24 protein-coding genes are annotated in these 24,882 nt (G+C 60.2%); 9 read left to right on the forward strand and 15 right to left on the reverse strand.

The annotated features are described in order from the left end of the window. Positions 1–136: 136 nt before the first annotated feature. Together ACFQDI_RS09755 and ACFQDI_RS09760 are read right to left on the reverse strand one after the other, a co-directional pair. The gene (locus ACFQDI_RS09755; RefSeq protein WP_377165928.1) at positions 137–2,713 is read right to left on the reverse strand and encodes a serine/threonine-protein kinase; all 2,577 of its coding nucleotides are present in this window, start codon (positions 2,711–2,713) and stop codon (positions 137–139) included. Between the two features lie 20 nt (positions 2,714–2,733). Further along, the gene (locus tag ACFQDI_RS09760) at positions 2,734–3,495 is read right to left on the reverse strand and encodes an RNA polymerase sigma factor (protein ID WP_377165930.1); all 762 of its coding nucleotides are present in this window, start codon (positions 3,493–3,495) and stop codon (positions 2,734–2,736) included. A 121-nt stretch (positions 3,496–3,616) separates the two neighbouring features. On the opposite strand from ACFQDI_RS09760, the gene bioA reads away from it, so the two are divergent. After that, positions 3,617–4,879: an adenosylmethionine--8-amino-7-oxononanoate transaminase gene (gene bioA / locus ACFQDI_RS09765; RefSeq protein ID WP_377165932.1), complete on the forward strand. Its 1,263-nt coding sequence runs from the start codon at positions 3,617–3,619 to the stop codon at positions 4,877–4,879. Positions 4,880–4,924: 45 nt separating this feature from the next. Here the strand turns inward: bioA and ACFQDI_RS09770 are convergent, their stop codons facing one another. Next, the gene (locus tag ACFQDI_RS09770; RefSeq protein ID WP_377165934.1) at positions 4,925–5,362 is read right to left on the reverse strand and encodes a hypothetical protein; all 438 of its coding nucleotides are present in this window, start codon (positions 5,360–5,362) and stop codon (positions 4,925–4,927) included. 237 nt (positions 5,363–5,599) lie between these two features. Further along, positions 5,600–6,334: a class I SAM-dependent methyltransferase gene (locus tag ACFQDI_RS09775; protein WP_377165936.1), complete on the reverse strand. Its 735-nt coding sequence runs from the start codon at positions 6,332–6,334 to the stop codon at positions 5,600–5,602. A 68-nt stretch (positions 6,335–6,402) separates the two neighbouring features. On the opposite strand from ACFQDI_RS09775, the gene ACFQDI_RS09780 reads away from it, so the two are divergent. Continuing rightward, the gene (locus tag ACFQDI_RS09780) at positions 6,403–7,230 is read left to right on the forward strand and encodes a transposase (protein ID WP_377165938.1); all 828 of its coding nucleotides are present in this window, start codon (positions 6,403–6,405) and stop codon (positions 7,228–7,230) included. 140 nt (positions 7,231–7,370) lie between these two features. Here ACFQDI_RS09780 and ACFQDI_RS09785 read toward each other — a convergent pair whose 3' ends face one another. From ACFQDI_RS09785 to ACFQDI_RS09795, 3 genes are all read right to left on the reverse strand, one after another. Then, complete coding sequence (locus ACFQDI_RS09785) at positions 7,371–8,483, reverse strand: inorganic phosphate transporter (protein ID WP_377165940.1); 1,113 nt, start codon at positions 8,481–8,483, stop codon at positions 7,371–7,373. 13 nt (positions 8,484–8,496) lie between these two features. Next, positions 8,497–9,126, reverse strand: coding sequence for a DUF47 domain-containing protein (locus ACFQDI_RS09790; protein WP_377165942.1), 630 nt, complete (start codon positions 9,124–9,126; stop codon positions 8,497–8,499). 187 nt (positions 9,127–9,313) lie between these two features. Beyond that, positions 9,314–9,661, reverse strand: coding sequence for a P-II family nitrogen regulator (locus tag ACFQDI_RS09795; RefSeq protein WP_294404234.1), 348 nt, complete (start codon positions 9,659–9,661; stop codon positions 9,314–9,316). A gap of 204 nt (positions 9,662–9,865) precedes the next feature. On the opposite strand from ACFQDI_RS09795, the gene ACFQDI_RS09800 reads away from it, so the two are divergent. Beyond that, positions 9,866–10,798 carry a hypothetical protein gene (locus ACFQDI_RS09800; protein WP_377165945.1) on the forward strand — a complete coding sequence of 311 codons (933 nt, stop codon included), beginning with the start codon at positions 9,866–9,868 and terminating at the stop codon, positions 10,796–10,798. On the opposite strand, the gene ACFQDI_RS09805 is transcribed toward ACFQDI_RS09800, so the two are convergent. Then, positions 10,788–11,849, reverse strand: coding sequence for a substrate-binding domain-containing protein (locus ACFQDI_RS09805; protein WP_377165947.1), 1,062 nt, complete (start codon positions 11,847–11,849; stop codon positions 10,788–10,790). The genes ACFQDI_RS09800 and ACFQDI_RS09805 overlap by 11 nt on opposite strands. A gap of 129 nt (positions 11,850–11,978) precedes the next feature. On the opposite strand from ACFQDI_RS09805, the gene ACFQDI_RS09810 reads away from it, so the two are divergent. From ACFQDI_RS09810 to ACFQDI_RS09820, 3 genes are all read left to right on the forward strand, one after another. Further along, a complete protein-coding gene (locus ACFQDI_RS09810) occupies positions 11,979–12,677 on the forward strand; it encodes a type 1 glutamine amidotransferase (RefSeq protein ID WP_377165949.1) in 699 nt (232 codons plus the stop codon). 137 nt (positions 12,678–12,814) lie between these two features. After that, a complete protein-coding gene (locus ACFQDI_RS09815) occupies positions 12,815–14,809 on the forward strand; it encodes a TonB-dependent receptor plug domain-containing protein (RefSeq protein WP_377165951.1) in 1,995 nt (664 codons plus the stop codon). Positions 14,810–14,822: 13 nt separating this feature from the next. After that, entirely contained in the window at positions 14,823–15,293 is a 471-nt protein-coding gene (locus ACFQDI_RS09820; RefSeq protein ID WP_377165953.1) for a molybdopterin-dependent oxidoreductase, read from the forward strand. Between the two features lie 54 nt (positions 15,294–15,347). Here the strand turns inward: ACFQDI_RS09820 and ACFQDI_RS09825 are convergent, their stop codons facing one another. From ACFQDI_RS09825 to ACFQDI_RS09840, 4 genes are all read right to left on the reverse strand, one after another. Continuing rightward, complete coding sequence (locus tag ACFQDI_RS09825) at positions 15,348–16,274, reverse strand: sulfurtransferase (RefSeq protein WP_377165955.1); 927 nt, start codon at positions 16,272–16,274, stop codon at positions 15,348–15,350. Positions 16,275–16,295: 21 nt separating this feature from the next. Next, entirely contained in the window at positions 16,296–16,979 is a 684-nt protein-coding gene (locus ACFQDI_RS09830; protein WP_377165957.1) for a hypothetical protein, read from the reverse strand. 31 nt (positions 16,980–17,010) lie between these two features. Further along, positions 17,011–17,961 carry an inorganic phosphate transporter gene (locus tag ACFQDI_RS09835; RefSeq protein WP_377165959.1) on the reverse strand — a complete coding sequence of 317 codons (951 nt, stop codon included), beginning with the start codon at positions 17,959–17,961 and terminating at the stop codon, positions 17,011–17,013. A 103-nt stretch (positions 17,962–18,064) separates the two neighbouring features. Next, positions 18,065–18,703, reverse strand: coding sequence for a hypothetical protein (locus ACFQDI_RS09840; protein WP_377165961.1), 639 nt, complete (start codon positions 18,701–18,703; stop codon positions 18,065–18,067). Between the two features lie 171 nt (positions 18,704–18,874). On the opposite strand from ACFQDI_RS09840, the gene ACFQDI_RS09845 reads away from it, so the two are divergent. Then, positions 18,875–19,426 carry a tetratricopeptide repeat protein gene (locus ACFQDI_RS09845; RefSeq protein ID WP_377165963.1) on the forward strand — a complete coding sequence of 184 codons (552 nt, stop codon included), beginning with the start codon at positions 18,875–18,877 and terminating at the stop codon, positions 19,424–19,426. Between the two features lie 16 nt (positions 19,427–19,442). Here ACFQDI_RS09845 and ACFQDI_RS09850 read toward each other — a convergent pair whose 3' ends face one another. Beyond that, on the reverse strand, positions 19,443–20,651 hold the full coding sequence (locus ACFQDI_RS09850) for a GTP-binding protein (protein WP_377165965.1): 1,209 nt from the start codon (positions 20,649–20,651) through the stop codon (positions 19,443–19,445). 116 nt (positions 20,652–20,767) lie between these two features. Between ACFQDI_RS09850 and ACFQDI_RS09855 the strand changes: the two genes are divergently transcribed. Together ACFQDI_RS09855 and ACFQDI_RS09860 are read left to right on the forward strand one after the other, a co-directional pair. Further along, on the forward strand, positions 20,768–21,091 hold the full coding sequence (locus ACFQDI_RS09855; protein ID WP_184341237.1) for an ArsR/SmtB family transcription factor: 324 nt from the start codon (positions 20,768–20,770) through the stop codon (positions 21,089–21,091). An 83-nt stretch (positions 21,092–21,174) separates the two neighbouring features. Continuing rightward, positions 21,175–22,839 carry a sulfatase-like hydrolase/transferase gene (locus ACFQDI_RS09860; RefSeq protein ID WP_377165968.1) on the forward strand — a complete coding sequence of 555 codons (1,665 nt, stop codon included), beginning with the start codon at positions 21,175–21,177 and terminating at the stop codon, positions 22,837–22,839. Between the two features lie 20 nt (positions 22,840–22,859). On the opposite strand, the gene ACFQDI_RS09865 is transcribed toward ACFQDI_RS09860, so the two are convergent. Together ACFQDI_RS09865 and ACFQDI_RS09870 are read right to left on the reverse strand one after the other, a co-directional pair. After that, positions 22,860–23,849 (reverse strand): glycosyltransferase, encoded by a 990-nt coding sequence (locus ACFQDI_RS09865; protein ID WP_377165970.1) that lies wholly within the window; start codon positions 23,847–23,849, stop codon positions 22,860–22,862. Between the two features lie 102 nt (positions 23,850–23,951). Next, positions 23,952–24,824: a helix-turn-helix domain-containing protein gene (locus ACFQDI_RS09870; protein WP_377165972.1), complete on the reverse strand. Its 873-nt coding sequence runs from the start codon at positions 24,822–24,824 to the stop codon at positions 23,952–23,954. Between the last annotated feature and the right edge of the window lie 58 nt (positions 24,825–24,882).

The raw sequence follows: 24,882 nt of genomic DNA on the forward strand, positions 1-24,882 counted from the left end.
CCAGCGCCGCTCGCGGCGCCTTTCGGAATACTTTTCGGTATATGGGATGTTGTGTTTTCATGGGTATGCACAGTTTTGTGCATCCGGCATCCACAGCTTCCCGGCCCCCGTGTTACCTCACAGCCAAAAAAAAATTTCACCTTCCGGGTTCTGCTGCTGCCGAAAGGCCCTTTTCCACCTGCAGCAGCCGTTGTTTTGCCTTGAGCAGTACCTGCTCCGCAGATTTTGGCTCATCCACTTGCCGCTCTTCGCAGGCAGCGACGATCCTTCGCAAGATTGCCCCGGCCTCCTGAGGCCGGTCATTCTGCAAAAGCTCGTCTGCCAGCGGCAGAAACCGGGAAAAAAGTGCAAGTTCGCCAGCTGTGCGGTTCAGCAACTCAGGCAGCTGCCGCAGCAGGGGGGCGGCATCTTCTCCTCGGCCCAGTTTTAGGAGCGTGAGCGAATGCTGCACCAGCAGCCCGGCCGCATCCGCAGGCAGCAGCCCATCAATCAAACGCACCCGCTCCAGCCAAGTGCCGCCGAGTTCACGCGCCTCTCCTGGCAGATTCATCTCACGCAGCGTGGCAATCAATGACTCAGCCCTGTACAGTGTGTAGGCATGTGCCGGTCCCAGCTGCTGGTCGCACACCTTCAGCTCATTGCGCAGCAACTCCAGATTTTCGGCAAGATCTCCACGCTTCACCAAAATCTGGCTCAGGGCTTTGAGTGTGGACTTTGCCTTCAAATAATCCGGCCCCACCGTGTGCCAGTAGATGTCCAGCGCCCTGTGACCGTACCGGATCGACTCTTCAGCCAGCCCCGCCTCGCGGCAGTGCTTCGCCAGCCGGCCATAGGCACGGCCGGTGATCGAATGCCTTTCTCCAAAACCCTCCATGGCATAGTCGCAGGTCTCGCGCCCCAGCTTCAGGGCTTCCTCCTTCCTGCCCAGACCAAAGATCGCCGTCATCAGTTCAATGCGGCCCACGATGATGTCAAATTTGTCCGCCTTCTTCTCGTAGTGAGCCAGGCAGGACCGCAGCAGCATCTCGGCCTCGTTCAAAGCCTGCCTTCCCTTCACTTCCTGGACCAGCTCTTCTGCCAGCGCATATTTGGTCTTGAAGATCTGCATGTCCCCGGCTGGCAGGTTCGCCGCCTGCCAGATCATGATCCTGCGCAGCTCATCGCGTATTTCACCGCCCTTCCTTCCGGTCGCGGAAGAAAAGTGCATCTCCTTCAGCACCACCCGGTAGCGCATGCTCCAGAGCAGAGGATCATTCGGGTCCAGCTGCGGTTCCACCTCAGCCAGCACTTCGCGGTACAACTTCAGGTCTGCCGGTTTGTTCAGCAGCGTGGACAGCTCCTCCAGCATGGATGCTTTGCGTCTTGGGTCACCTTGAAATTCACTCACCCGCCGCAGCAGCTCCCGCAGCATTTGCTCTGGATCCACTTCCCGTCCCACCAAATACTCATCCATGCCATGCACCGTCTCCAGGATGATGGAGGCAATCTCGTCCGACTCCTTCTTTTGCTGCAGCGCCACGCGTTCCGCTGCGCGCGCCTTAACCGCCAGATGGACTGACACCCCTGCGCCCACGATCAGCGACGCCGCGATGCCGACTATGCCGAGCGTCGTCGCCTTGTTGCGCTGCGCCAGCTTCCACAGCCGCTCTCGCGCGCCGACCGCTCTCGACTGAATCGGCTCACCTTGGAGAAACCGGTCCAGTTCGTCCGCCAGAAATCCAGCACTCGGGAGTCTTCTTGCAGGCAGCTTCTCAAGGCAGCGCAAGATCAGTGTGGCCAGATCAGGCTGCACCCGTTGCAGGGATGCAGCCGACAAATTCTCAGGGCTTCCCTTCGCCTCCTTCGGTTTCTTCCTCACCGTCAGCTTCCCTGATGAGCTGATCTCAGGCTCTTCCTGCGTGATCCGCCTCATCACCTCCACCGCACTCCCTCCCGTAAAGGGCAGCTTGTTCGTCAGCATCTGGAACAGCATCACCCCCAGCGCCCACACATCGCTCGCCGTCGTCACTTCCTTCGCTTTCCCCGCCGCCTGCTCCGGGCTCATGTAGTGGGGTGTCCCCACATAGGCGTTGCTGCGCGTCAGTTGAAACTCAGCATCCAGCAGTTTCGCCAGCCCAAAGTCAGACAGCATCGGCCTGCCCCCCACATCCAGCAGAATGTTCGCCGGCTTCAGGTCACGGTGCAGCACCCCACGCTCATGCGCATACTGCACCGCCCTCGCAATGCGCACCATGAACTTCGCCGCCTCGCGCTCAGGCATCACTCCACGCTTTTTGAGCCTCTCCGCCAGAGACCCCCGATCAGCCAGCTTCATCGTAAAATATGGCATCCCATCCTCCTCACCGCTCTCATAGATCGGCACGATGTCTGGGTGGTCCAGCTGCGCCACCGCCTGTGTCTCCGCACGGAACCTCGCCGCCTCCTCCCGTGTCGCAAAATGCGCATTGCGCACCACCTTCATCGCCACCGCCCGCTTCAGCCTCAAATCCTCCGCCTCGTACACAATCCCCATTCCCCCGCTCGCGATCTCCCTCACCAGACGGTAGCCGGCAAACTCACACGGCAGCGTCAGCGCACGCTCCGGCGGCGCTTTCGCCAGCCCACTCGCCGCCTCCAGTCCCTCCTGCAGCAGGCACACCAGACACACACCGTCCCTCTCCAGCTTTCCGGAGCACACAGGGCACTGAGGTGGTTCAGGGAGGACGTTGCTCATTGAAAGGGTTCACACGCACATCATGCCGACACCGACAGCAGGCTCACCAGATAGCGCAGCTCGTCGTCCACCTCTTCCTCCCTGGAAACAATGTTCCTCACCTCCGCTCGCAGCAAAATCCCAAACCTCTTGCGCAGGTCGGAGGCAGCCTTCCGCACCGCCCCATGGGCCATCCCATGTCGGCTCGCCATCTCCTCCCAGTCCGGTCCCTCGGCACCGTTCGCAAAGGTCTTCTGCCGAAGCTCCAGCAAAAAAGCACTCCTCTGACGCTGCTCCAGCTCCTCCACCAGACGCTTCATCGCCTGGTCCACCAACGCACGCGCCCACCCGTGGTCAAAGGCCTTGTCAGGCGTCTGTCCCTCGATCAGTCTCGGCTCATCTTCCCGCACGCTCATCACCTCCAGCGGCAGCAGCACCGCCCCTCCGCCCCGCTTCACAGCCAGCTGCCGCTCACGCTGATTGCTCAGCCAGTTCGTGAAGCACCTCAGCAGAAAGCTCCGGAACCTTACCTCCCCGCGCTGCACATTTCTCAGCATGTCGCTCGAGATCAGGTGCTCAAAGAATCCCTGCACCTCGTCACACGCCGCATCATGCCGCGATCCTCTCTGCCTCACAAACACATAAAGCGGCCGCCAATACGCACGCGCCAGCCTCTCCAGCCCCGTCAGCACATCCTCATCCCGCTTCGCCTCCTGGATCATCGACCACAGCGTTGCAGGAAAAAGAGCGCTGTTGCCCGACTGCAGATTTTGAGTGGGACTGGAAAGATCTATGTTGGACACGTGCGGACCCATCAGCCTCGGATGATTTAACTGTCTCGGAATTTGATAACCTAAATGTAGTAAAAACTTAAACAGCAGCAGCCAATCAAAAAAGGATGCTAATGTAAAAAGAAAGCAAACAATGCCCTCTTTCACAGACCTCGCCGCCCTCGACAAGCAACACCTCTGGCACCCCTTCACCCCCATGCGCCAGTGGTGCGCCCCGGACCATGTCCCGCTCATGCTCGTCGAGGGCCACCGCTGCACCCTCCGCGACCAGTTCGGCAAAGAATACCTCGACGGCAACGCCTCCATCTGGACCAACGTCCACGGCCACGCCCACCCCGTCATCAATGCTGCCATCATCCAGCAGCTCGGCAAAGTCGCCCACACCTCCTTCCTCGGCTTCACCAACGAGCCCGCCATCCGACTCGCCAAAGAGCTCATTGACCTGCTCCCCGGCGGCAAAATCACCCGCGCCTTCTTCACAGACAACGGCTCCACCGCCATCGAATCCGCCGTCCGCATGGCCCTCCAGTACTGGAAGCAAAACGGCGGCCCGCAGCGCGATACCCTCATAGCCTTCGACCGCGCCTACCATGGCGACACCCTTGGCGCCGCCAGCCTCGGCGGCATTCCCCTCTTCAAAGGCAGCGGCAACGACTTCGGCTACCGAGTCATCACCGTCCCCAGCCTCGACGCCCTCGCCTCCTTATCCGCCGACGATCTCAGCCGCACCGCCGCCGTCATCATTGAGCCCCTTATCCAAGGAGCCGCCGGCATGCGCCTCTGGCCCCAGGGCATGCTCGGCCAGCTCGAAGCTTGGTGCCATCAGCACGACATCTTCCTCATCCTCGACGAAGTCATGACCGGCTTCGGACGCACCGGCACCATGTTTGCCTGCCAGCAGGAAGGTGTCACCCCCGACTTCCTCTGCCTCGCCAAAGGTCTCACCGGCGGTTACCTCCCCCTCGCAGCCACCCTCACCACCGAGCGCGTTTTTGAAGGCTTTCTAGGCGACCCCGCTGAAGGCCGCACCTTCTTCTACGGCCACAGCTACGCTGGCAGCCAGCTCGGCTGCGCCGCCGCTCTCGCCAGCCTCCAGCTCTTCCGCGACGAGCGCATCCTCGAACACCTCCCCGCCAAGATCGACCGTTTCCGCCAGCTCATGGCCGACCTCCCCGGCTACCGCCAGTGTGGCATGATCTCCGCCATCACCCTCGACTCTCCGGACACCAGCCTCGGCGCACGCATCTGCATCGCCGCCCGTGCCCACGGCCTCCTCACCCGCCCTATCGGCAATACCATCGTCCTCATGCCACCTCTCTGCGTCACCTTGGAGGAAATCGACCGCATGGTCACCGCCCTCCGCGCCGCCCTTGCCGATCTCGGGGCTCACACCTAGTCTGGTGCTCTCGAAAGATTGGATCTCCAATTAAAACAGCTCTGCCTACTCCTGAAGGATCGACAGTCCAGCCAAGCTCATCCCTTTGCCAAAACAGGAGCCGCCTTCCCTTTCACACATCGCATCAGCCGCTCCCCCCTCATCGTCAGAGCGCCCCTGTCCCATGTTCATCACATTCTGCTTCGCATCCGGCCGTGTCAGCACCACCCGCACCCCTTCCTCCGCCACAATCCAGATCGGCGACTCCTCCGTACCACACACTCCGATGTCCCACATCCGCTCAAAACTGTAAACACCCGCCGCGATCACGAACCTGTCCCCCGGCTGCAGAGCCGCCACCGCCCCCTTCAGCGCATCCTTGCCCGTCTCCGCACGCTTGATCGTTCGCCTCTGCACCGCTTTTCCCCAGCCCGGCACATACCTCATCTCCTCAGCCTCAGCACAGGCCGTCATCATCAGCAAGACCGTCAAAATGCATTTCATGCGCAGAAAAATCCCGGATAGTCCGACCTCGCCCGCTCCACCGCAAACGCTCTTGTCATCCCGATTTTTGCAGCCCCTCTGCCGGATCACCCCATCAAAACCTCATGCCATGCAGAAGCCACGGTGCACGCATAGGCATTCTGCAAGAGCCAGTCATCTGGATCCCTCGCGCTGCCGAAGCACTCCGCATTTCCACCCAAAACTGAAGGAAAAAGCAGTCCTTCTAGATGTCGTGGTTCAGGCGGAGTGAATGGCCAGCATTCTCAGCCACAGCATGCCTTTCGGCCGTCCTTCATTCGACCATCCGCGCTTCATCCTGTCGTTAAACATTGCCGGCCAGGAATACTTTGCCCACTGTCGCTCACTGTCCGACATCACTTCAATGCGGTGTGTGAGGCGGAAGCGTTCAATCAATGTGTTGGTGATGCCAGGCTTTAAGAAGTCATGCGTCTCCACAATCATGTCCGTCTGCAGCAGGCTGGGCACGACAGCAGGGTTCAAAAGCTCCAGCTCCGCCCCTTCTGCATCACAAAAAACCAGAGCCCCCTTCCCTGCCAGTTCCTGCAGCTTCCCGGCATCACAGAGACCGTTGACGGTGACTTTGTCCCTCACGTTGTTTAAAGCCGCCAGACGTTCCAGCATTTTCCGGGCCTCTTCGGAGATGTCAAAGCCATGCACCACTCTGGCCATGTTTTTATAAGCAAAGCCGACCGTGTAGTAGCCTTCAGCAGCGCCCACATCTACAATCCGGTCATATTGCTTTTGCGGAATCTCAGCCACCCAGCCAGCAATAGGCTCCTCATACACCCCTACCAGCTTAGGCACAATGGAGGAGCCATGGGACTCAAAATGATATTTCATCCCGGCAAAAGGCCCGGCGAGAACTTCAAGCTTCTCGCCAAATGCGCTTTTGACCGCTTCGCTCCTGCGTTTTTTTCGCCAGGCCTTGATAGATTTCAGCAACTTCCTCATGTTAATGCAGCCAGAAAAGCCGCACAGCCAGCTTAGAGCAACACATAATCTGCGGATTAGCTGCCGAAGTGCCCCATCGCCCCACCTGGCTCCAACGCTTCGACGGCCCCAGTGGCGAACACAAGCTCTTCCAGCACCTCAGCATCCTCTACAGCAAGACTTACCTCGGTTTGCTTCGCGACGAACTCACCGACCTCCGCCAGCGTGGCATGGCCCTCCTGGCCGACCAGAAAATCGAGGCTCTCAAAAAGCGCTTCTGCGATCTCTCCCTCTTCGTCAAAGAAATCAAAGAGCGTTTCAGCCGCTGGTTCAACAAGCGCCGAGGCCGGCGCGGCACCCTCTGGATGGACCGCTTCAAAAGCGTCCTCGTCGAAGGCAAAGGCGAGCCCCTGCGCACCATGGCCGCCTACATCGACCTCAACCCCGTGCGTGCTGGTCTGGCGAAAGACCCGAAAGACTACCGCTGGTGCGGCTACGCCGAAGCCCTCAGCGGCAGCCGCCGGGCCCAGCGCGGCCTCTGCAAAGCCCTGGGCAAACCGGTGGACGGCTGGAAAAGCACCGCTGCCGCCGAAGCCTACCGCTGCTTGCTGCATGCCGACGGCCGCGAAATCAAAGACGTCCGGAACGAACACGTCGTGCGCTCCGGTGTCAGCGCAGACACCGCCCGTGCCGTGCTGGCTGCGAAAGGCAAACTCAGCACCGCCGAGCTGGTGCGCCTGCGGGTGCGCTACTTCACCGATGGCCTCGCACTGGGCAGCAAAGAGTTTGTGGAAAGCATCTTCGAGGCGCAGCGCGAGCTCTCCGGCCCAAAGAAAAGACGGGGTGCCAGACGCTTGAAAGAAGCCGCATCCCCCTTCTACACCTTGCGCAGCTTGAGATTGAGCCCGCTCGATTGAGGCGCTTGGACAGTCAAATACGACGCACCCGACACCATCACGCGCACAGGCCCGCCACCACGGTTCCCGCTGCGGTTGTTACTCAACGACCGCAGCTACGGCAATAATGCCGCAAAAAGCCATCAACAGCCTCTCCAGCCTCACTTCAATGGCGTACCAAACATCCAGAACAGCACATAACCCAGCAGACCCGTGACCGGGATCGTCAGCACCCAAGCCCAAATGATACGCGACACCACTCCCCATTTGATTGCGTTCAGCCGCTTCGCCGCCCCCACCCCCATGATGCTCGTCGTGATTGCATGCGTCGTCGAAACTGGCATGCCATAAACCGCCGCCACAGAAAGCACCGTCGCCGCAGTCGTCTCTGCCGCAAAACCATGCACCGGCTGCAGTTTCACCAGCTTGTGCCCCAGCGTCTTGATAATGCGCCAGCCCCCGGCCGCCGTTCCGGCCGCCATGACGAGAGCGCACGTCACCTTGATCCACACCGGGATCTGGTCACTCTTCGCCCCGAGGGACTCGATCCTCAGAAAGCTCAGCCACTCAGGCACCTGGGAAAGGTCGCCCGCCTTTGTTCCCGCCACCAGCGCCAGTGCGATGATGCCCATCGTCTTCTGTGCGTCATTCATCCCGTGGCTGAAGCCCATGTAGCCCGCGCTCAGGATCTGCAGCTTGCCAAACACCGCCGCCACCATGCGCGGTTTCAGCCAGCCAAAAAGCGCATTCAGGCCCGAGATCAGCAGGTACAGCAGCGACATAATCGCAAAACCCAGCAACAGGCCCGCCAGCGGGGAGCTCACCATCGGCACCACCACCTTGTAGAGAATTCCGCTGCCTTCATACCAGTGCTTCCCGGCTTCGGGAGCCTTGGACCAAATAAGCACCGACCACTTGCCGCTCGCAGTAGCCAGCGTCGCACCGGTCAGCCCGCCCACAAGCGCGTGGCTGGAGCTCGATGGCAGCCCAAACCACCACGTGATCAGGTTCCAGATGATCCCCCCCAGCAACGCGCAGATGATCGTCTGTGGCGTCACGTAGGCGGAATCCACCAGCCCGGATGAAATCGTCTTCGCCACCGCCGTGCCAAACAGTGCCCCCACCAGGTTAGTCAAAGCGGCCACAACGATCGCCATGCGCGGCGTCAGCACTTTCGTGGAGACCACCGTCGCGATGGAGTTGGCGGTGTCATGGAAGCCGTTGATGTACTCAAAAATCAACGCCACCAGAACCACGGAAAGGACAAGGGTCATGCGCGGCGGGCGGTCAGGAGTTCTTCAAAACAATATGGGCCACCACGTTTCCGGCGTCACGGCAGCGGTCCACCACCTTTTCCATCAGGTCGTAGAGGTCTTTCAGGATCACCACCATCACAGCATCCTTCTCCGTCGTGTACAGCGCCCGCAGGCAGTCGATCATGAGCTTGTCAGCCTCTCCCTCCACCTGCTGGATCTTCTCGTTCAGCACCTTCACACGCTCCAGGTGCAGCTTCTTGCGCAGTTCCACCACCATCGTCAGCACGACTTCCGCCGCAGCATCCATCAGCTTCACCTGCCGGGAAAAATCCGCGCCAGCCAGACGCTCCCGGCAGATCAGCAGCCGCTCCGCGATCTTCTCCACCGTCTTCGGAATCTTGTACAGCGCGTTCGCCAGTGCTTCGATGTCTTCCCGCTCCAGCTCCGTCACGAACGTCTTGCACAGGGCCTCGTCGATCTGCTGGGTGATTTTCTTGTCTTCCCGGCGCGTGGCCGTGAAGGCATCCAGGCTTTGAGGCGCAGTAGGGTTGGAGAGCAGGTTATGAAGGGACTGAACGCTCTGCCGGGCGTGGCTTGCACTGGATTCTAACAAATCATAAAAAACATCCGATTTGCCGAAAAGTTTTTGGAAGGAAATCATGTGGGATTACCCGCAGGTGGGCGGGCCGCCAGTTAGAGCGAGCGCCAGGGGGGCTGTCAAGACCACCCCATTCGCCTAATGTGACGAAAAAGTCACATTTGATGTTTTTGACCATGACAACAAAAAACCCATCAGCGGCTTGCCGCAGATGGGTTCATTGCAGATTTGCAGCTCTGCGGAAGGAAAACTAGCTGCTGGAAACCGCGTCGGCACCACGCTCGCCGGTTCGGATGCGAATGGCATCGAGCACGGCGCTCACGAAAACCTTGCCGTCGCCGATTTTGCCGGTGTTTGCTGCTTTGACGATGGCATCAACCACTGCGTCAGAACGGCTGTCGTCCACGACGACCTCAATCTTCACCTTCGGGAGGAAATCGACGGTGTATTCACTGCCACGGTAGATCTCAGTATGGCCCTTCTGGCGGCCAAATCCTTTGACCTCCACAACAGTCATGCCTTCGACTCCGACTTCGGAAAGGGCTTCTTTGACATCCTCCAGCTTGAACGGTTTGATGATCGCTTCGACTTTTTTCATGGTTACGGCAATTAGTAGTGTGGTTCACGAATTGCAACGATCAGAACCGTGGGAAGACGATTTTCCTGGCCCAATCTTTTGCGAATATGAGTCTAAGCCGGAAGCGTGCCAACTTGAATGCCGATTTCCCAACCCCTCTGAAAACCATCACTTCTTAGAGGAGAGCCGTATTGCAAACCCACTGGCTTTCGCTTACCTCGGACCATGCTCCGCACCGCCGCGCCTCTGGCCCTTTTCCTTTTCTGCCTCCCCGTCACCGGCACCTCCCAGGACTCCCCGGTGGAGCTGAAACTGCACTGGGAGCCCGGCATGGCTTACCTCCAGGAATCTGACACCGAAACGACCAACTTCCTGACCTCCCTGGGCAAAGCCACAGACCAGAAGCTTCGTCTGCACCAGACCACCTCCATCACCGTCAGCAAGACCTCCGCAGAAATGACCGAGGCCAAGGTCCTGATCACCGCCCTGCTCGGTGAAATGTCCTTTGAGGGAAAAAATTATGTTTTCGATTCCAGAAACCCAGCCTCCTCCAGTCCTCAGCTGCAGCAGGCTTTCGGTGGCTCTGCAGGCAAAGGGTTCACCCTTGTCTATGATGCCAAGGGCAATTTTGTCGATGCCAAGGACATCGGTTCCATGGTCACTGGAGATGTCGAACCCGACCTGACCTCGATTGCCACCGCCCGCCAGCTCGCCACGCTCTACCGCCGCTCTTTGGAAATGGGGCTGCCTAAAATACCCGTCAGCCCCGGAGACAAATGGATCTCTGACGAAATAGTCCCCTTCCCCCAGGCCGGCACGGTCCAGGTAAAGCTGAATGCCAAGTTCGACGGCATTGTGGACCGCGAAGGCCACCGCCAGGCCCAGATCGCCTTTGAAGGCACCATGAAATCCAAGCCCGACAAGGACAGCACCGGCCGCGATCTCGAAACCGAGCGTCCCGTGACCTTCGGCGAAAACTCCAAGGTCAACGGCCACGTCTTCTTTGACCTGGAACGCAAAACCATCTCTCTGGCTGTGTTCTCCGCGGCCATTCAGCTCAAGGTGGAAGGCAAGCCGATGCCGGTGCATCAGCAGGTCACGACACGGCTGATCTCCATGAAGCCGGTGACGGCGGCTCCCGAAACGGTCAAACCGTGATCAACTCCCCGGTGTGGCTCGCGTCATACCCCGGCAGTTCGTCAATCAGCCGCCGATGCGATCGGCTGCGCAGCAGTCGAATGAGCGCCTGCATGCGCGGATCCCGCTCCATGGCGGCTGAAAAACACAGATCTAGCGACTCATCGCGCACCGGCAGAAAGCGCAGCCCGGCATCCTCGGCGCAGAGCCGCACGCACACACCTGCCTCAGCCCAGCCGCCACGCACGGCCTCCACCACCGCCTGGTGGCTCATCATGATGCGCTTTGAGACGTGTGGTTTTCCAAGAAGTTCATCCAGGCACTCCCGCGCAGCAGAGCCCGGCTCACGCATGGCCCAGCGGCGCACTTGCCGGGCACAAGCCGCGACGCTGCGGGTATGATCCTGCGCAGGCAGAGCGATGCCCTCCTGCCACTCTGCACTGCGCAGCAGTCGGTAGCCGCCGCCAAGCTTCTCACGCACCGTCTCAGCATTCCGCCCCGGCTGCTCCGCCGTGGAGCGGTGCAGCGCAGCCACATGCACCACACCCTGCCTCAAAAGCTCCAGAGCAGCCGCCCCGCCACGCGGAAAAGCCAGCAGCCGGAAGCCTGACGCCGCCGCATATTCCGCCGCCAGCAGGCCCGCAGCCGGGTCACACCCCGCGAGCACCAGCGTCTGCGTGGCATCCCAGTCGCCGCGTTCATGCAGCACTTTTTCACGGCAAAGGCCGTCATGTGCCCATGCGCTGCCGGGCAGCGTTTCCACAGGGTACAGCCACTTTCTTCCCCCGACCTCGGCCTCCCAGTAGCGGCCCGCCACCGGCTCCTGCCCCCAGGCCCAGGTCACACCTTGGACCGCCTTTTCTCCTCCGGAGCCAAACATTTCCTCCACACTGCACTCGAGCGCCTGCGCCACCGCCAGCGCCGCCGTGACAGATGGCGTGAGCCGCCCGGCCTCAATGGCGCTCACAGAACTGCGCGGAATCCCCGCCTTGCTCGAGAGCTCGTCCTGCGACCAGCCTAGCGCCCTGCGCCTTGCCGCGACGGGATGCTGCTGTGAATGGGCTCGTGACATGATGCTGTCATGATGTGGCCGGATCGCAGCAGAGTCAATCCAGTGGCCGGACGGCTTTTAGACTCCGCGCAGAAACCACCACACTCTGTTTTGCAGCCGCACAGACCTCGCTTAAAAGGTCACACCCTCATGAAAGTCCACATTCTTCAGCATGTCCCTTTTGAAGGAATCGGCAGCATGGAGCCCTGGCTGCGGGGGCGGTCGGCTGACATCACCAGCACGCGTTTTTTTGAGCCCTGGACGCTGCCTGAGGTCAGCAGCCTGGACCTCATCATCGCCATGGGCGGGCCCATGAGCGTGAACGACGAGGCCGAACTGCCCTGGCTGGTCGCTGAAAAGCAGTTCATCCGCACCGCCATCCATCACGGCGTCCCGCTGCTGGGGATCTGCCTGGGCGCTCAGCTGATCGCCAGTGCTCTCGGCGCACGTGTCTACCCAGGCAGGCAGCGCGAGATCGGCTGGTTTGACATCGAGGCCATGCCTCATGTCTGCAGCACTTTTGCCTTTCCCAAAACCACCAAGGTCTTTCACTGGCACGGCGAAACTTTTGACCTGCCAGCCGGCGCGGTCCACCTCGCCCGCAGCGCCGCCTGCGAGCATCAGGCGTTTCAGATCGGCTCCCATGTCATCGGTTTGCAGTTCCATCTGGAGACCACCCCTGAAAGCGCGGCTGACATCATCACACATTGCCGGGACGAACTGGTGGAAGACGCCTACGTGCAATCTGAAGCCACCCTGCGCTCCCTGCCCCTGGCGGCCTACGAGCATGTCAATGTCCTGATGGCTCGTGTGCTGGACTACCTCGCCGGCACAGCTCTCCCCCCTTGAAAGCCGGTAGCTGCTTCCAAACCGCACTCCCGGCCATGCCTGCGGACGGATGCCGTGCGTGAAACAGACGGGCTTCTCGGAGCTACCGCAGGTGCTTTTTGACTTGTGGCACTATCATGTCTTCTTATGACATGATAATGTCACAAGCCAAACTGCCGACCGCCCTCATGTCTTCACGCATTGCTTTTTTACTGCTTCTGCCAGCCATCTTTTCGCCTTCACTCCAGGCTGCGGAGCCTCAGCCGTTTGAACTGGGAGAAATTGTGATCACCGCAGACGCGGAAACGGGGGCGGACGCGATGACCAGCCGCATCAGTGCAGACAGCATCCGCAAATTTGAGCGCAAGGATCTTTCCGAGGCGCTGCGGCTCAGCCCCGGTGTAGTCACCAACAACAACGGCCCCCGCAACGAAGCCGGGGCCTATGTCCGGGGCTTTGATCTGCGGCAGACACCGATCTTCATCGACGGCATTCCAGTTTACGTGCCGTATGACGGCTATGTGGACCTGCAGCGCTTTACCACGGCCGACGTGGCGGACATCAAGGTTTCCAAAGGTTTCAGCTCAGCCACCTACGGGGCCAACACCCTCGGCGGCGCGATCAACATCGTCACGCGCAAGCCGCAGAAGGCCTTTGAGGGAGACTTGCTCGGCGGCTGGATGCAGCAGGGCGGCTATCAGTCCGCGCTGAACACCGGCTTCCGCAGCGAGCACTGGTACCTTCAGCTTGGCGGCTCCTTTGTGTCCCAGCACAGCTACCCCATGTCGAAGAGCTTTGCCCCGACACCCAACGAGAACGGCGGCAACCGTGACAACGCCTACCGTCAGGACTGGCGGGTCAGCGCCAAAATCGGCTACATGCCAAACAAGACCGACGAATACGCACTGGGCTACATTCTTCAGCGCGGGGAAAAAGGAAACCCCGTGTATGCTGGCACCCTGCCGGCAGCACAGCAGCCCCGGCGGTACTGGCAGTGGCCGGAGTGGGACAAGCAGACGATTTATTTCATCGGCCACACGCAGATCAGCAAGAACAGCTACATCAAAGAGCGCCTCTACTTCGACCGGTTCATCAACTCGCTGTTTGCCTACAACAACGGCAACTACAACACGCAGAACCCGCCCTCGGGTTTCCAAAGCTACTACGATGACTACACGCTGGGAGGCAGCCTGGAGTTTGGAACCAAACTGACGGAAAAAAACACCCTGAAGGCCGCGCTGCACGGCAAGTATGACCGCCACAAGGAGCACAATGCCGGAGCACCATACTACACCTTCGAAGACGCCACTTATTCCCTCGGCCTGGAAGACACCCACCAGTTCACCAGCCGTTTCAGTGTCACCGCCGGCGCCAGCTATGACCGCCGTAGCGTGATCAAGGCGGTGGACACCAACACAGGCAAGTCCCTTGGCGGCAAGACCTTTTCGGCACTCAATCCTCAGATCGGCTTCTTCTACAAGCTCCGGGAGCATGGCACCTTCCACTTCACCGTGGCACGCAAGAGCCGCTTCCCCACCATCAAGGACCGCTACTCCTACCGGCTCGGTGCCGCCATCCCCAACCCCGACCTGCAGCCGGAGCACGCGGTTCATTACGACATCGGCTATGATGGAGATCTCACCAAAAAGCTGTCCATCCATGCCAGCCTCTTTGCCGCCATGGTGGACAACACCATCCAGACCGTGGCCAACGTCACCCCCGGCGTGTTTCAGTTTCAAAACGTGGGCAAATCACAGAACCTCGGCACCGAGCTTGGTTTCACCTGCAAACCCTGCAGCGCGATTGAGCTTGGCACGAACTACACCTATCTCGACCGCAAGAACATCAGCCAGCCGAATGTGAAGCTGGTCGATACGCCCAAGCACGCCCTTTTTACCTGGGCGGACATACGCCCGGTGGAATGGCTCAGCATCATTCCCAGCGCCGAGTACAACAGTTCCCGTTTTTCTCTCTCCACCGGAGCTGGCGTCGGGGCTTACGCCCTGCTCAATCTCAAGATCGCCATCCGCCTGCCCGGCCAAACCACACTGAGCTTCGGAGCCAACAACCTCTGCGACCGCAACTACGCCATCACCGAAGGCTATTACCTCGCCGGACGGACGCTGTATGCAAACGTGCAGGTCAAATTTTAATCCCAAAATGAACATGAGACTGCTGCTTCTACTTCTCCTGGCCACCCAGATCTCCGCGCAAACACTGGAAGTCTCCGGCGAGGTGGAAAAACCGCTCAAGCTGTCCGCCACGGATCTCGAACTCCTCCCGCATCTGACAGTGGATGCGACAGAGCATTCAGGGGAAAAAGCAAAGTTCACCGGCGTGCCCTTGTACCAGATTCTCAAAAGCGCCGGAGTGCCGATGGGCGAGCAGATGCGCGGACCGGCTTTGTCGCTCTACATCGTGGTCATCGCGGCAGACGGCTACCAGGCCGTGTATGCCCTGCCAGAGCTTGATCCGCTGGCGAACGAAGGCCCGGTCATCCTGGCAGACCAAAAAAACGGCCAGCCTCTGGATGCTGCAACCGGCCCGCTGCGCGTGGTCATTCCCAAAGAAAAACGCCACGCACGCTGGATTCGGCAGGTCATCAAGATTGACGTGCGCCGTGCCGCCAAACCATAAAACAGCGCCGCCGACCTCAGGCGGCGACGCGGCTTCCAGCCTGGTTAATAAAAGTTACTTTGTTCCCGCTGGATCACCGCCCGTCTCGGCAGGCAGTGATTTGCCATTGAGCCAGACGTATTCCTTCCAGGCACCTTCGTAGAGGCGGACGTTGGGGTAGCCTGCCACATGCTTGAGATAGAACTGCAGCAGGCTGCCTTCGCGGGACGTGCCGCAATAGGCGATGATGTTTTTGTCGGAGGTGATGCCGGCTTTTTCGAGCTCGTCCTTCACTTCGGCGAAGGGCTTGAACTTGTGGGTGTTGTCCTTCTCCATGAGGCGGGCCCAGTGGAAGCTGATGGCACCGGGGATGTGGCCTTTGCGGAGCCAGACATCGTCCTCACCACGAAACTCGTTCATGGGGCGGGCGTCGACAAGAATGTTGCCGGGCTTGCCGATGTGGGCCTGCACGTCACTGATGCTGGCGGTGATGGTAGTGATGCCTTTCTCCGGCAGGGTGCCTTTGGGATTGCCAAAGTAGTCCTGCACCGCCACAAAGCCCTGCTTCTTCCATTCGGCGAGCCCCCCATCAACGATCTTGATGTTCTGCACGCCGAATTTTTCCAGCACGTAGACAACCATGCTGCTGCTGAGAATTTCATCATTCGGCAGCACATCTCCTGTGGCATAGACGAGATGGAGACGGTCTTTGTCCACCCCGGCTCGAATGAGCAGCGCCTGCGTCAGGTCATCCGGCAGGTACTGCACGGGCACAGCTTCGTTGGTGCCACGCAGAGTGTCGAAATTGATGTGGTGGGCGGTGGGCAGGTGACCGCGGAAGTAGTCTTTGTAGCCGCCACGGGTGTCGAGAACGATAGGGCGTTTGGAAGCGTCCGGGTTTTCGATGAGGGCCTTGGCTTCGGCGCAGGTGATGAGGCCGATCTCGGCCTGGGCCGCTGAGCTCAGCAGGGCGACGATGACGAATGAGAGGATGGATTTCATGGGTTGGTGTTTGTGAGAAAATTAGAAGGTGAAGACGTAGTTGATCTTGGCGATCCAGCTGGCCCGGTCCTTGTCGGGAAAGTTGGCCCAGGTCTCGAGCACGATGTGCTTGTTGACGAAGTACTTGGCGCCGACAGCGGCGATGTGCCCCTGCTGGTCGCGCGACTGCACGAGGTCGGCGTTGAGATTGAAATTACGCTCGAAAAGCTTCCAGGTGCGGTCCACGCCAAAGAGGTAGCTGTTGCCGTTTGTCTGCAGGCCATACCCCGCATGTACACGCACCACGTGGAAGTCATGGTGCATCATGGCGTAGGTGAAAGGATCGCCCGCACGACGGGAGTCCGTGAGCGCCACACCTGCGACACCGACGGCGATCATGCCGTCCTGCCAGGGCTGGATGCGTGCCTTGGTCTGGAAGAGAAGAGGACCGGAGTAGCCGGTGCCGAGCGCGCTGTCGAGCCCCCATTCGAGGTGGAGAGGCTTGAAGTCCCAGCCGGTCTTGAAGCCAGCCCACTGCGTGCTTTTGCCAGGTCCGCTGGTGGCGAACTGGTTGGACCCGCCAAAGCTGGTGAAGAACTGAGCCGCGACTGTGCGATGGTCGATGGTTTCTGCCGTGGGGATGTTGTTGAGACCGGTCGGAGTACCGAACACGGAGGTGACCGCTGCAAAAGCAGCAAGAGTGAGGAGGCGGGTTTTATCTTTCATGTTATGTGCGGGCGTTCTCTTCAGGGGAAAATCAGAAGAAGCGGCGGCCCAGAGCGAAGATGAGGGCCGCAAGCAACGCCGAGCACGGCAGTGTGATGACCCACGCGGCGATCACCGGGATGACGGTGCGCCATTTCACCTGCCGGGTGGTGATGCCGATGCCCAGCAGCGCACCGACAGAGACGTGCGTGGTGGAAACCGGCAGACCGTGGATGCTGGCCGTGGTGACGAGCAATGCAGTTGCCAGATTGGCTGCAAAACCCTGACCGGGATTCATTCCGGTGATTTTGTGGGCGAGGGTTTCGGCAACCTGCCTGGCGCTGATCAGCCCCCCTGCGGCCATGGCCACGGCCACAAGGATCATGCCGGTGCTGCCGTGAAACCAGCCCACTCCGAGGAGCAGGGCCGCCATTTTAGGCGTGTCATTGAGACCCCGAGCAAAGCACACGGCGCCGGCACTGAGGAAATGCAGCGCGTCCAGCGTTCGGGTGCGGTGGTCGGGCACGAGACGCAGGGGTTTTAAAATCGCATACAAGAGCATGCCTGCCGCCACGGCCAGCACGGGGCTGACCAGGAGAGGCTTGATGAAGCCCTCCCAGAGCTTGTCCACATTCACGTCTCCGGCTATCCATCCTGCTCCGAGCAGGGCACCGGTGAGCATGTGAGTGGTGGAGACAGGAAAACCGAGCCACGTGGCAAAAAAGCCCGCCACACCGGCACCTGCCGCCACGGAGAAGAGGAAAAGCGGCTGCGTGATTAGGGCCTCCGGTACGAGACCTTTGCCGGTGAAGGTTTTCAAAAGACCGACAGCCACGAACATGGCCGCCACGCATCCGGCAAAGGTGGTGACGGCGGCCCAGTTCACCGCCGTTCTGTAGCTCGTCGTGCCACTGCCAAATAGGGAGGCCACACCTTTGAAGTTGGCATTCGCCCCATTGGCATAAGCCACAACGATGACGGCAAGGGTGATGAGGAGAAGCATGCGGAAACGGCCTTATTTGCTAATTATGGCAAATAAGCAATTAAAAGGTTCCTTCTCTCAAGAAATTTTCTCGATGAGGCAAATAACTGAACGGATGTAAGGCTCAGCTTGTGGCCAGCATCTTTCTTGCTCGCTCCTGGCAAAAATAAAAGGCCAGTCCCAGTCCGGCACCCATGCCGATGCCGTAGAAGACTCCCCAGCTGAGCATAGCGGTGGTTTTATGCACTTTCATGAGCGCAGCCTCGGACTCGCCACCGATGAAGTAGCCAAGCGTGTTGCACACGAACAGCGAGAGAAAAACTTTAACCACAGAGCGCAATGCATCAAAGGCGGCCACCAGCATGCAGGCCATCACCATCGTGCCGCCAAACAAGCCGGCCAGACTTCCCGGATGTCCACGCAGTTGCATCCAGCCCGCGATCCACGCGGCGGAATAGGCGGCAAAGGAGATGCCAAAAAGCTTGTAGAAACGGGAGATGGAATCCGGACCGATGATGAGGCGATGGAGAATCGGCGAAGTAAGGGCGATGAAGACGACAGCGCAGGCGGCATACATCACAGGCTCTCCACCATGCGTGTGGAACCAGCGTCCAAAGACGGCCCAGGGGACAAAGCCCGCGACGCTGACGGCGGTGAATCCGAGAGCGCCGCGAGTTACGGATGCAGCGAGCGATGGCGCACAGGCGCCGGCGGTGCGGGCGCGATCAGCAATGCTGTGGGGATCGAGTTGAAACCAGCTCATGAGAGGGAGTGCAGTGGGGGAAGGGTTTGTGTATAGCGGTGGTGCAACAACGTTTTCATGCGACAGGTTCGTTCGGCAGAATGTACCAGGCATCTTGCGACGTTTGAGTCGCTGGCATGCAAAGCCACCAGCCCGCTGGCTTTGATCCGCCCACCTCTTCTCTGACTTCCCATGACCTCTTCACACCTCTTCTGCTGTCTGCTGACCCTGAGCCTCTGTGCCTCTGCCGCAGAACCTGCCCCCCCCGGCGTGGTCAGTAGCACACCCAAGCTGGAAATCCTGAACCGCCAGATCAAAGAGAATGCGGAGGACGCACAGGCTTATTCCAACCGCGGCTACGTGCTGGCTTTGCTGGGGCGGAAGGAGGAAGCGCGGGCCGATGTGAAAAAATCCGTGGAGCTGCGTGACAAAGCGCCGACTCACAACCGCGCAGGCTGGGCGTATTTCAACATGGGCGACTTCGCCGACAGTGTGCGTGAGTTTGAACTGGCGGCAAAGATGAGCGACCATCAGGCCCATTACGACTACTACTCCCTGGTCCTGGGCTACTGGGGCACGGGAGACACGCAGAAGGCTCTGGAGAACTACCAGCTAGCCTCAGAGAAAGACCCGCGCTTTGGCAGCTACAAGACGCTGATGGAGCGCACGCTGGAATGGACTCCGCTGGAGCAGCGTGCCATCCATGAAATCTACGTGCTCTGGAGCAAGACGTGGAAACCGTGAGGCGAGGCGCCCCGCCTCAGCAGCAGCCGGAGCCGGGTTTGCAGCCGCCCTTGGTTTCCATGACGACTTCGCCGTCGCGGTGGGTGGGCGTGGGCTTGCCAGGGCGGAAATGCTCGTGGTGGTCCAGCGTGGCCTTCAGGCCAAAGAACTGGAGCGTGGTCTCAGCGAGGCCTTCTTTCACCGCCTCCATGAGCGCGGCGGGATCGGCCTCAGCGCGGAGATTGGCGATGAGCTGGCCGCCAGTGGTGGGCTCGTCGAGCTCCATGCCGAGCTCGGCCACGTAATCACTGCGCACGAGGTTGATGCTGGCGAGCTCGCCTGCGATGCCGTCGTCGGGGCTGAAGGTCATTTTAAAATGAGCGATCTCAGCACCATCGCGCAACAGGCGTGCCTGCACGGCGGAGGCGAGCTGCTTGAGAAAGGCATTGGCGTCGAACTCATCATCCGACTTCAGCGTCACCGTGGCATTCAGCCAGCCCAGCAGGGCCTCACCATCGGCATACACTTCATAATCGACGGCCATCGGGTTCCTCCGCGCCTGCTCGTTCGTCATCAGGCTCGCAAAAAGCTCGTCGAGCCCCGTTTCCTGACGCGGCGATGCGGTGACGATCTTCGCCAGAGGAAACTCCCTGGCCAGCACCTCCCTCAGCTCCTCGCGCTGGGCTTCCTCGATGAGATCGCTTTTGCTGATGACGATGATGTCCGCCTCCTCAAGCTGCTTCTTGAAGATGTACGCCACCTTGGTGGAAAAGCTGCCTCCTTGATCCAGGCCAAAGACACGCCGCGCCCGCACCGGGTCCACCAGCACGCTGAGCGGCGCGATGGTGAAGGCATCCCCATACATGCGACGCAGCGGATACGTCACGGTCGCCACGAGATCCGTGCAGCTCCCCACCGGCTCGGCGATGAAGACGTCCGGCTTCGCCTCATTCGCCAGCTTGCTCGCCGCATCGACGAGCGTGTTAAAACGGCAGCAGAAGCAGCCGCCGGCGATCTCCTCCGTCGCGTATCCCTGGCCGCGTAGCAGCTTGGTGTCCACCAGCCCTCCGGCCTGGTCATTGGTGATGAGGCCGACCTTGAGCCCCTGGGCACTGAGATGCCTGGCCAGGCGGCCGACGGTGGTGGTCTTTCCGGCGCCGAGGAAGCCGCCGATCATGATGTAACGTGCTTTGGAGGACATGGGGAGTGTGGAAGAAAGGAGGACGTGTGCAAAAGGCTGCAACAACTCTAACGATAACGCGGCGCATTATGTTATTTGCCCGGGTTAGCAATTATTATTTTATGCCATGGCAGCTCTTCGGGGGTCTTGCGAGAAGAAACCGATCTGCTAAAGATCAAGACATGCCATCACGCACCGTGACACGCTCCTTTGACTGCCTCACCGCCATGCGCGCACTGGGGGAGCCGACTCGGCTGCGGCTGGTGCGGCACCTGATCAGCGGGCCCAAGGCGGTGACTGAGCTGTGCGAGACACTGCAGGTGACGCCCTACAATGTCTCCAAGCACCTGCGCGTGCTCAAGGAAGCAGGGCTTCTGGAGGTGGAAAAGCAGGGGCAGCAGCGGATTTACGCCTTGGCGGAGGCTTTTAGCGAGAAGCTGGCGCGAAATGCCAACACGCTGGACCTGGGCTGCTGCCAGTTTCATTTCGACAAGCTGCCGGAGTAGGGAGCAAAGGCGATTCGGGCGCACTTTTCGACAGAACGCCGCAGTTCTGGCGTCTTGAGTGCCTGATTGTTTTCTCTCCCGCCATGATTCGCCCCCTCCTCTTTCTGTTTGTTTCCAGCGCGTCGCTTCTCGCCGCGGCCAAGCCCAATGTGCTGCTCATCTGCGTGGATGACCTCAAGCCGCTGCTCGGATGCTATGGGGACCAGGTGGTGAAGTCGCCCAACATCGACCGGCTGGCCGCGCGGGGCGTTTTGTTTGAAAAGGCCTACTGCAACCAGGCCGTGTGCTCGCCTTCGCGCAATGCGCTGCTGACGGGGCTGCGGCCCCAGGCACTGGGAATCTATGAGCTGGCGACGAATTTCCGCAAAGCCGCGCCGAATGCGGTGACGCTGCCGCAGCATTTCAAGGCAAACGGCTACCGTGCCGAGGCGCTGGGAAAGATCTTCCACGTGGGACATGGCAATGTGAATGACGTGGACTCATGGAGCGTGCCGCACTACACGCCCAAGACGATCAGCTACGCGCTGAAGCAAAACGACCTGCCGCAGTCCACCCGGGAGCAGGCTCTCTTTGAGAACAAAACGGAGGCCTGGAAGCTGCCGCGCGGAGCAGCCACGGAAGCGGCGGACGTGGCCGACAACAAATACGGGGACGGCATGATCGCCGACGAGGCGATCAAACGCCTGCAGGCCGCGAAGCAGAAGCCCGACGAGCCGTTTTTCCTGGCGGTGGGCTTTTTGAAGCCCCACCTGCCCTTTGTCGCACCCAAGAAGTACTGGGACCTCTACGATCCAGCTTCCTTCAAACTGCCTGCGCTGCAAACGCCCCCGGAAGGCGCACCTGAATTTGCCCCGACTACCTGGGGGGAGCTCCGGCAGTACATGGACGTGCCAGAAAAGGGCCCGTTGACGGAGAAACAGGCCCTGCACCTCATCCACGGCTACCATGCGGCAACGAGCTACATGGACGCACAGCTGGGCAAGGTGCTGGATGCGCTGGACGCGAGCGGTCTGGCCGGCAACACGATCATTGTCTTCTGGGGAGACCATGGCTGGCATCTGGGCGACCACGGCATGTGGTGCAAGCATACGAATTATGAACAGGCCGGACACATCCCGGTGATCGTCTCGGCACCAGGGATCAAAGCAGCCCGCACGCAGGCGCTGATCGAGTCCTGCGACATCTACCCCACTCTGGCGGAGATGGCACAGCTGCCCGCACCACCCCAGGGAGACGGGCGCAGCTTTGCCAGCGTGCTGCGCGCTCCGACCACCAGCACGCGCGATCATGCGATCCATGTTTATCCGCGAGGTGGCGGGCTGATCGGGCGTGCGATCCGCACACAGCGGCACCGTCTGGTGGAGTGGAAGAAGCCGGGAGACGCACCGGAGAATGCCGTGCTGGAGCTGTATGACTACGAGGCTGATCCTGCGGAAACGAAAAACCTGGCTGCGGCGCAGCCTGAAGTGGTGGCCGGCCTGCGAAAGCTGCTCGCGCAGCACCCTGAGGCAAAGCCGCAGATCTCCGCCAAATCTGAGGCAAAAGCAGCGCCAGCGAAGAAGCCGGTGCAGGACCGCGGCAAAATGTTTGACCAGCGCGACAAGGACAAGGACGGACAGCTCACGAAGGAGGAGTTTCTCATCAATCAGCCTGATCCTGATGAGGCACCCAAGCGCTGGACCAAGTTTGACACCGATGGCAGCGGCACGCTGAGCCGGGAGGAGTTTGTCAAAGGCGGCAGGAAATAACCCCTTTCTTCCACCTGGCCCTACGGTATCTGCCTCTTCCAGATCTGGCAAAGATACCAGGCCTTGAAGGCAGCCGCCAGCTCACGGTAGTTCGAGCAGCTCTTCAGCATCGTCCCCGCAATCCCCGCGGCCAGAAACTCCGATGCAAACTCGCTGCGGTGTGCGCGTGTGACGTTTCCCTTGCGCATCTTGCCAAGGAAATGCCCCATTTCACGCAGGAGCTGCTTTTGCAGGGCCTTTCGCACAGCTTGCGGCTGCTCCAGGGAGAACTCCTTCAAAAACGCAGCCACCTTGAGATAGCTCGAGATGCGGTGGTGCACTTTGTCTGCATCGCGTGACTGCGTCAGTGAGTCGGGGTTGCTCCTGTAGCCGTAGCGTGGCGGCTGTGAAAACCCCGTTCGTTTGGCGGCCAGCGCCATTTGCACGGTCCATGGGATGTCTTCATGGATCATGTCCTGCCTGAACCGCATCTTGGCCTCTTCCATGACGCTCCTCCGGCAAAACTGCAGCCACACATAGTGGGGCCATTCACGCCGTTGGACACACTGCACGATCCAGTCGGCGCCTGTCATCACTTCATCCCATGGCTGGTGGCTGAGAATGGCCGGCGGCTGAGAATCCAGCAGCGCCTTGGGCTCCGTCCTGAAGCTGAAGCCGTTGCACACCAGAAAATCCAGATCATCCTGCTCCGCCTTCCTTTGCCAGGCCGCCAGCGCTCCTGGAGCCAGCCAGTCATCCCCATCCAGGAAAGCCACCCATTTTCCAGATGCGCGGGCCAGGCCGGCATTCCGCGCCGCAGAGACGCCCTGGTTCTCCTGCTCAATCACAATGATCCTGGGATCAGCCTTCGCATGCTCTTTGATCAGGCTCAGTGAAGCGTCCTTCGAGCCGTCGTCGATGATGATAATCTCCAGCGCCAGCCCCTCCTGGGCACGCGCCGAGGCCAAAGACTCGTTCAAAAAGAGCTCGTTGTTAAAGACTGGGATGATGAGCGAGACGTCGGGATGCATGAATTCAATGCGCGTCGTTGAAAACTTTGGTTGGTTGCCAACGCCCTGCTCATAGGAGGCCAAGCCCCCCCTTCCTTCAAACGACATCTGCACAATTCACGATCACGCGGCCTGGCCGACGCCTCTCAGCCTATATTCAGTAGGCGATACGCCTGTGTGACGGCGAAACCAGGCAGTGAAGTGAGAGGCATGGCGAAACCCCAGTGCGAACGCGATTTCTTTAAACGTGGCACCATCCGCCACAATTCGCTCGCGTGCGATCTCCAGCCGCCGTCGCTCCATAAACATTCGCAACCCGATGCCGAAATGCTGCTGCATCAGTTGCTCGGCGCGACGGCTGCCGATCGGAAAACCCGGCGGCAGAGTAGGAGTTGTCTGGTCAGGCGGCAGCGCTTGCAGCCACGCGACAATCTGGTCCACACGGCGCCTTGAACGCGGCCGGACCTCCAGCTCAACGCCCAAATCCTGCACGGCCCCCATCCACACGGCAAACCACGCGGCATAGGCAGCCTCACGCGCCACCCACTCGCTGGCGGAATACACACGTGCATCAATCGCCTGCCGATAGGTCACGGCTTTCTGAGCCCCATGAATGCTGGAGAAAAGCCTTTGTGTCGCTTTCCTCAAATCAGGCGCCTCCGCAGCGAAATTGAGCGCATTGCGGAACAACGACGTACCATCCGGCCACTGGCTGCGGAAACCGACGGAGAGCAGCCGCGTATCCGGCGCAAACCAGTGCCGCCTCATCTGGGGCGACGAAAAAAATGCCTGCCCGCGTGGGACGCGGGTCTCTTTGCCGTCCGTGCGGATGCGCACCTCACCATGCTCCACAAAAAAAACTCCCGCAGGCACCGGAATCTCCGCAGACCAGACCCCGGGCTGCGGCACCGGACTGCGGTAAACCCACAGCCACTCATGGCGCAGGCTGCGCCAGACATCGGCAGGAAGCTGCGGGATGGCCTTCGGTTTCGGCATCACCCAGCTATGCTGCGGGATGTAAGGGATTTCAATACGGCATAACTCAGCCTGGTTG

The organism is Prosthecobacter fluviatilis (genome assembly GCF_042655725.1).
Classification (GTDB): domain Bacteria; phylum Verrucomicrobiota; class Verrucomicrobiia; order Verrucomicrobiales; family Verrucomicrobiaceae; genus Prosthecobacter; species Prosthecobacter fluviatilis.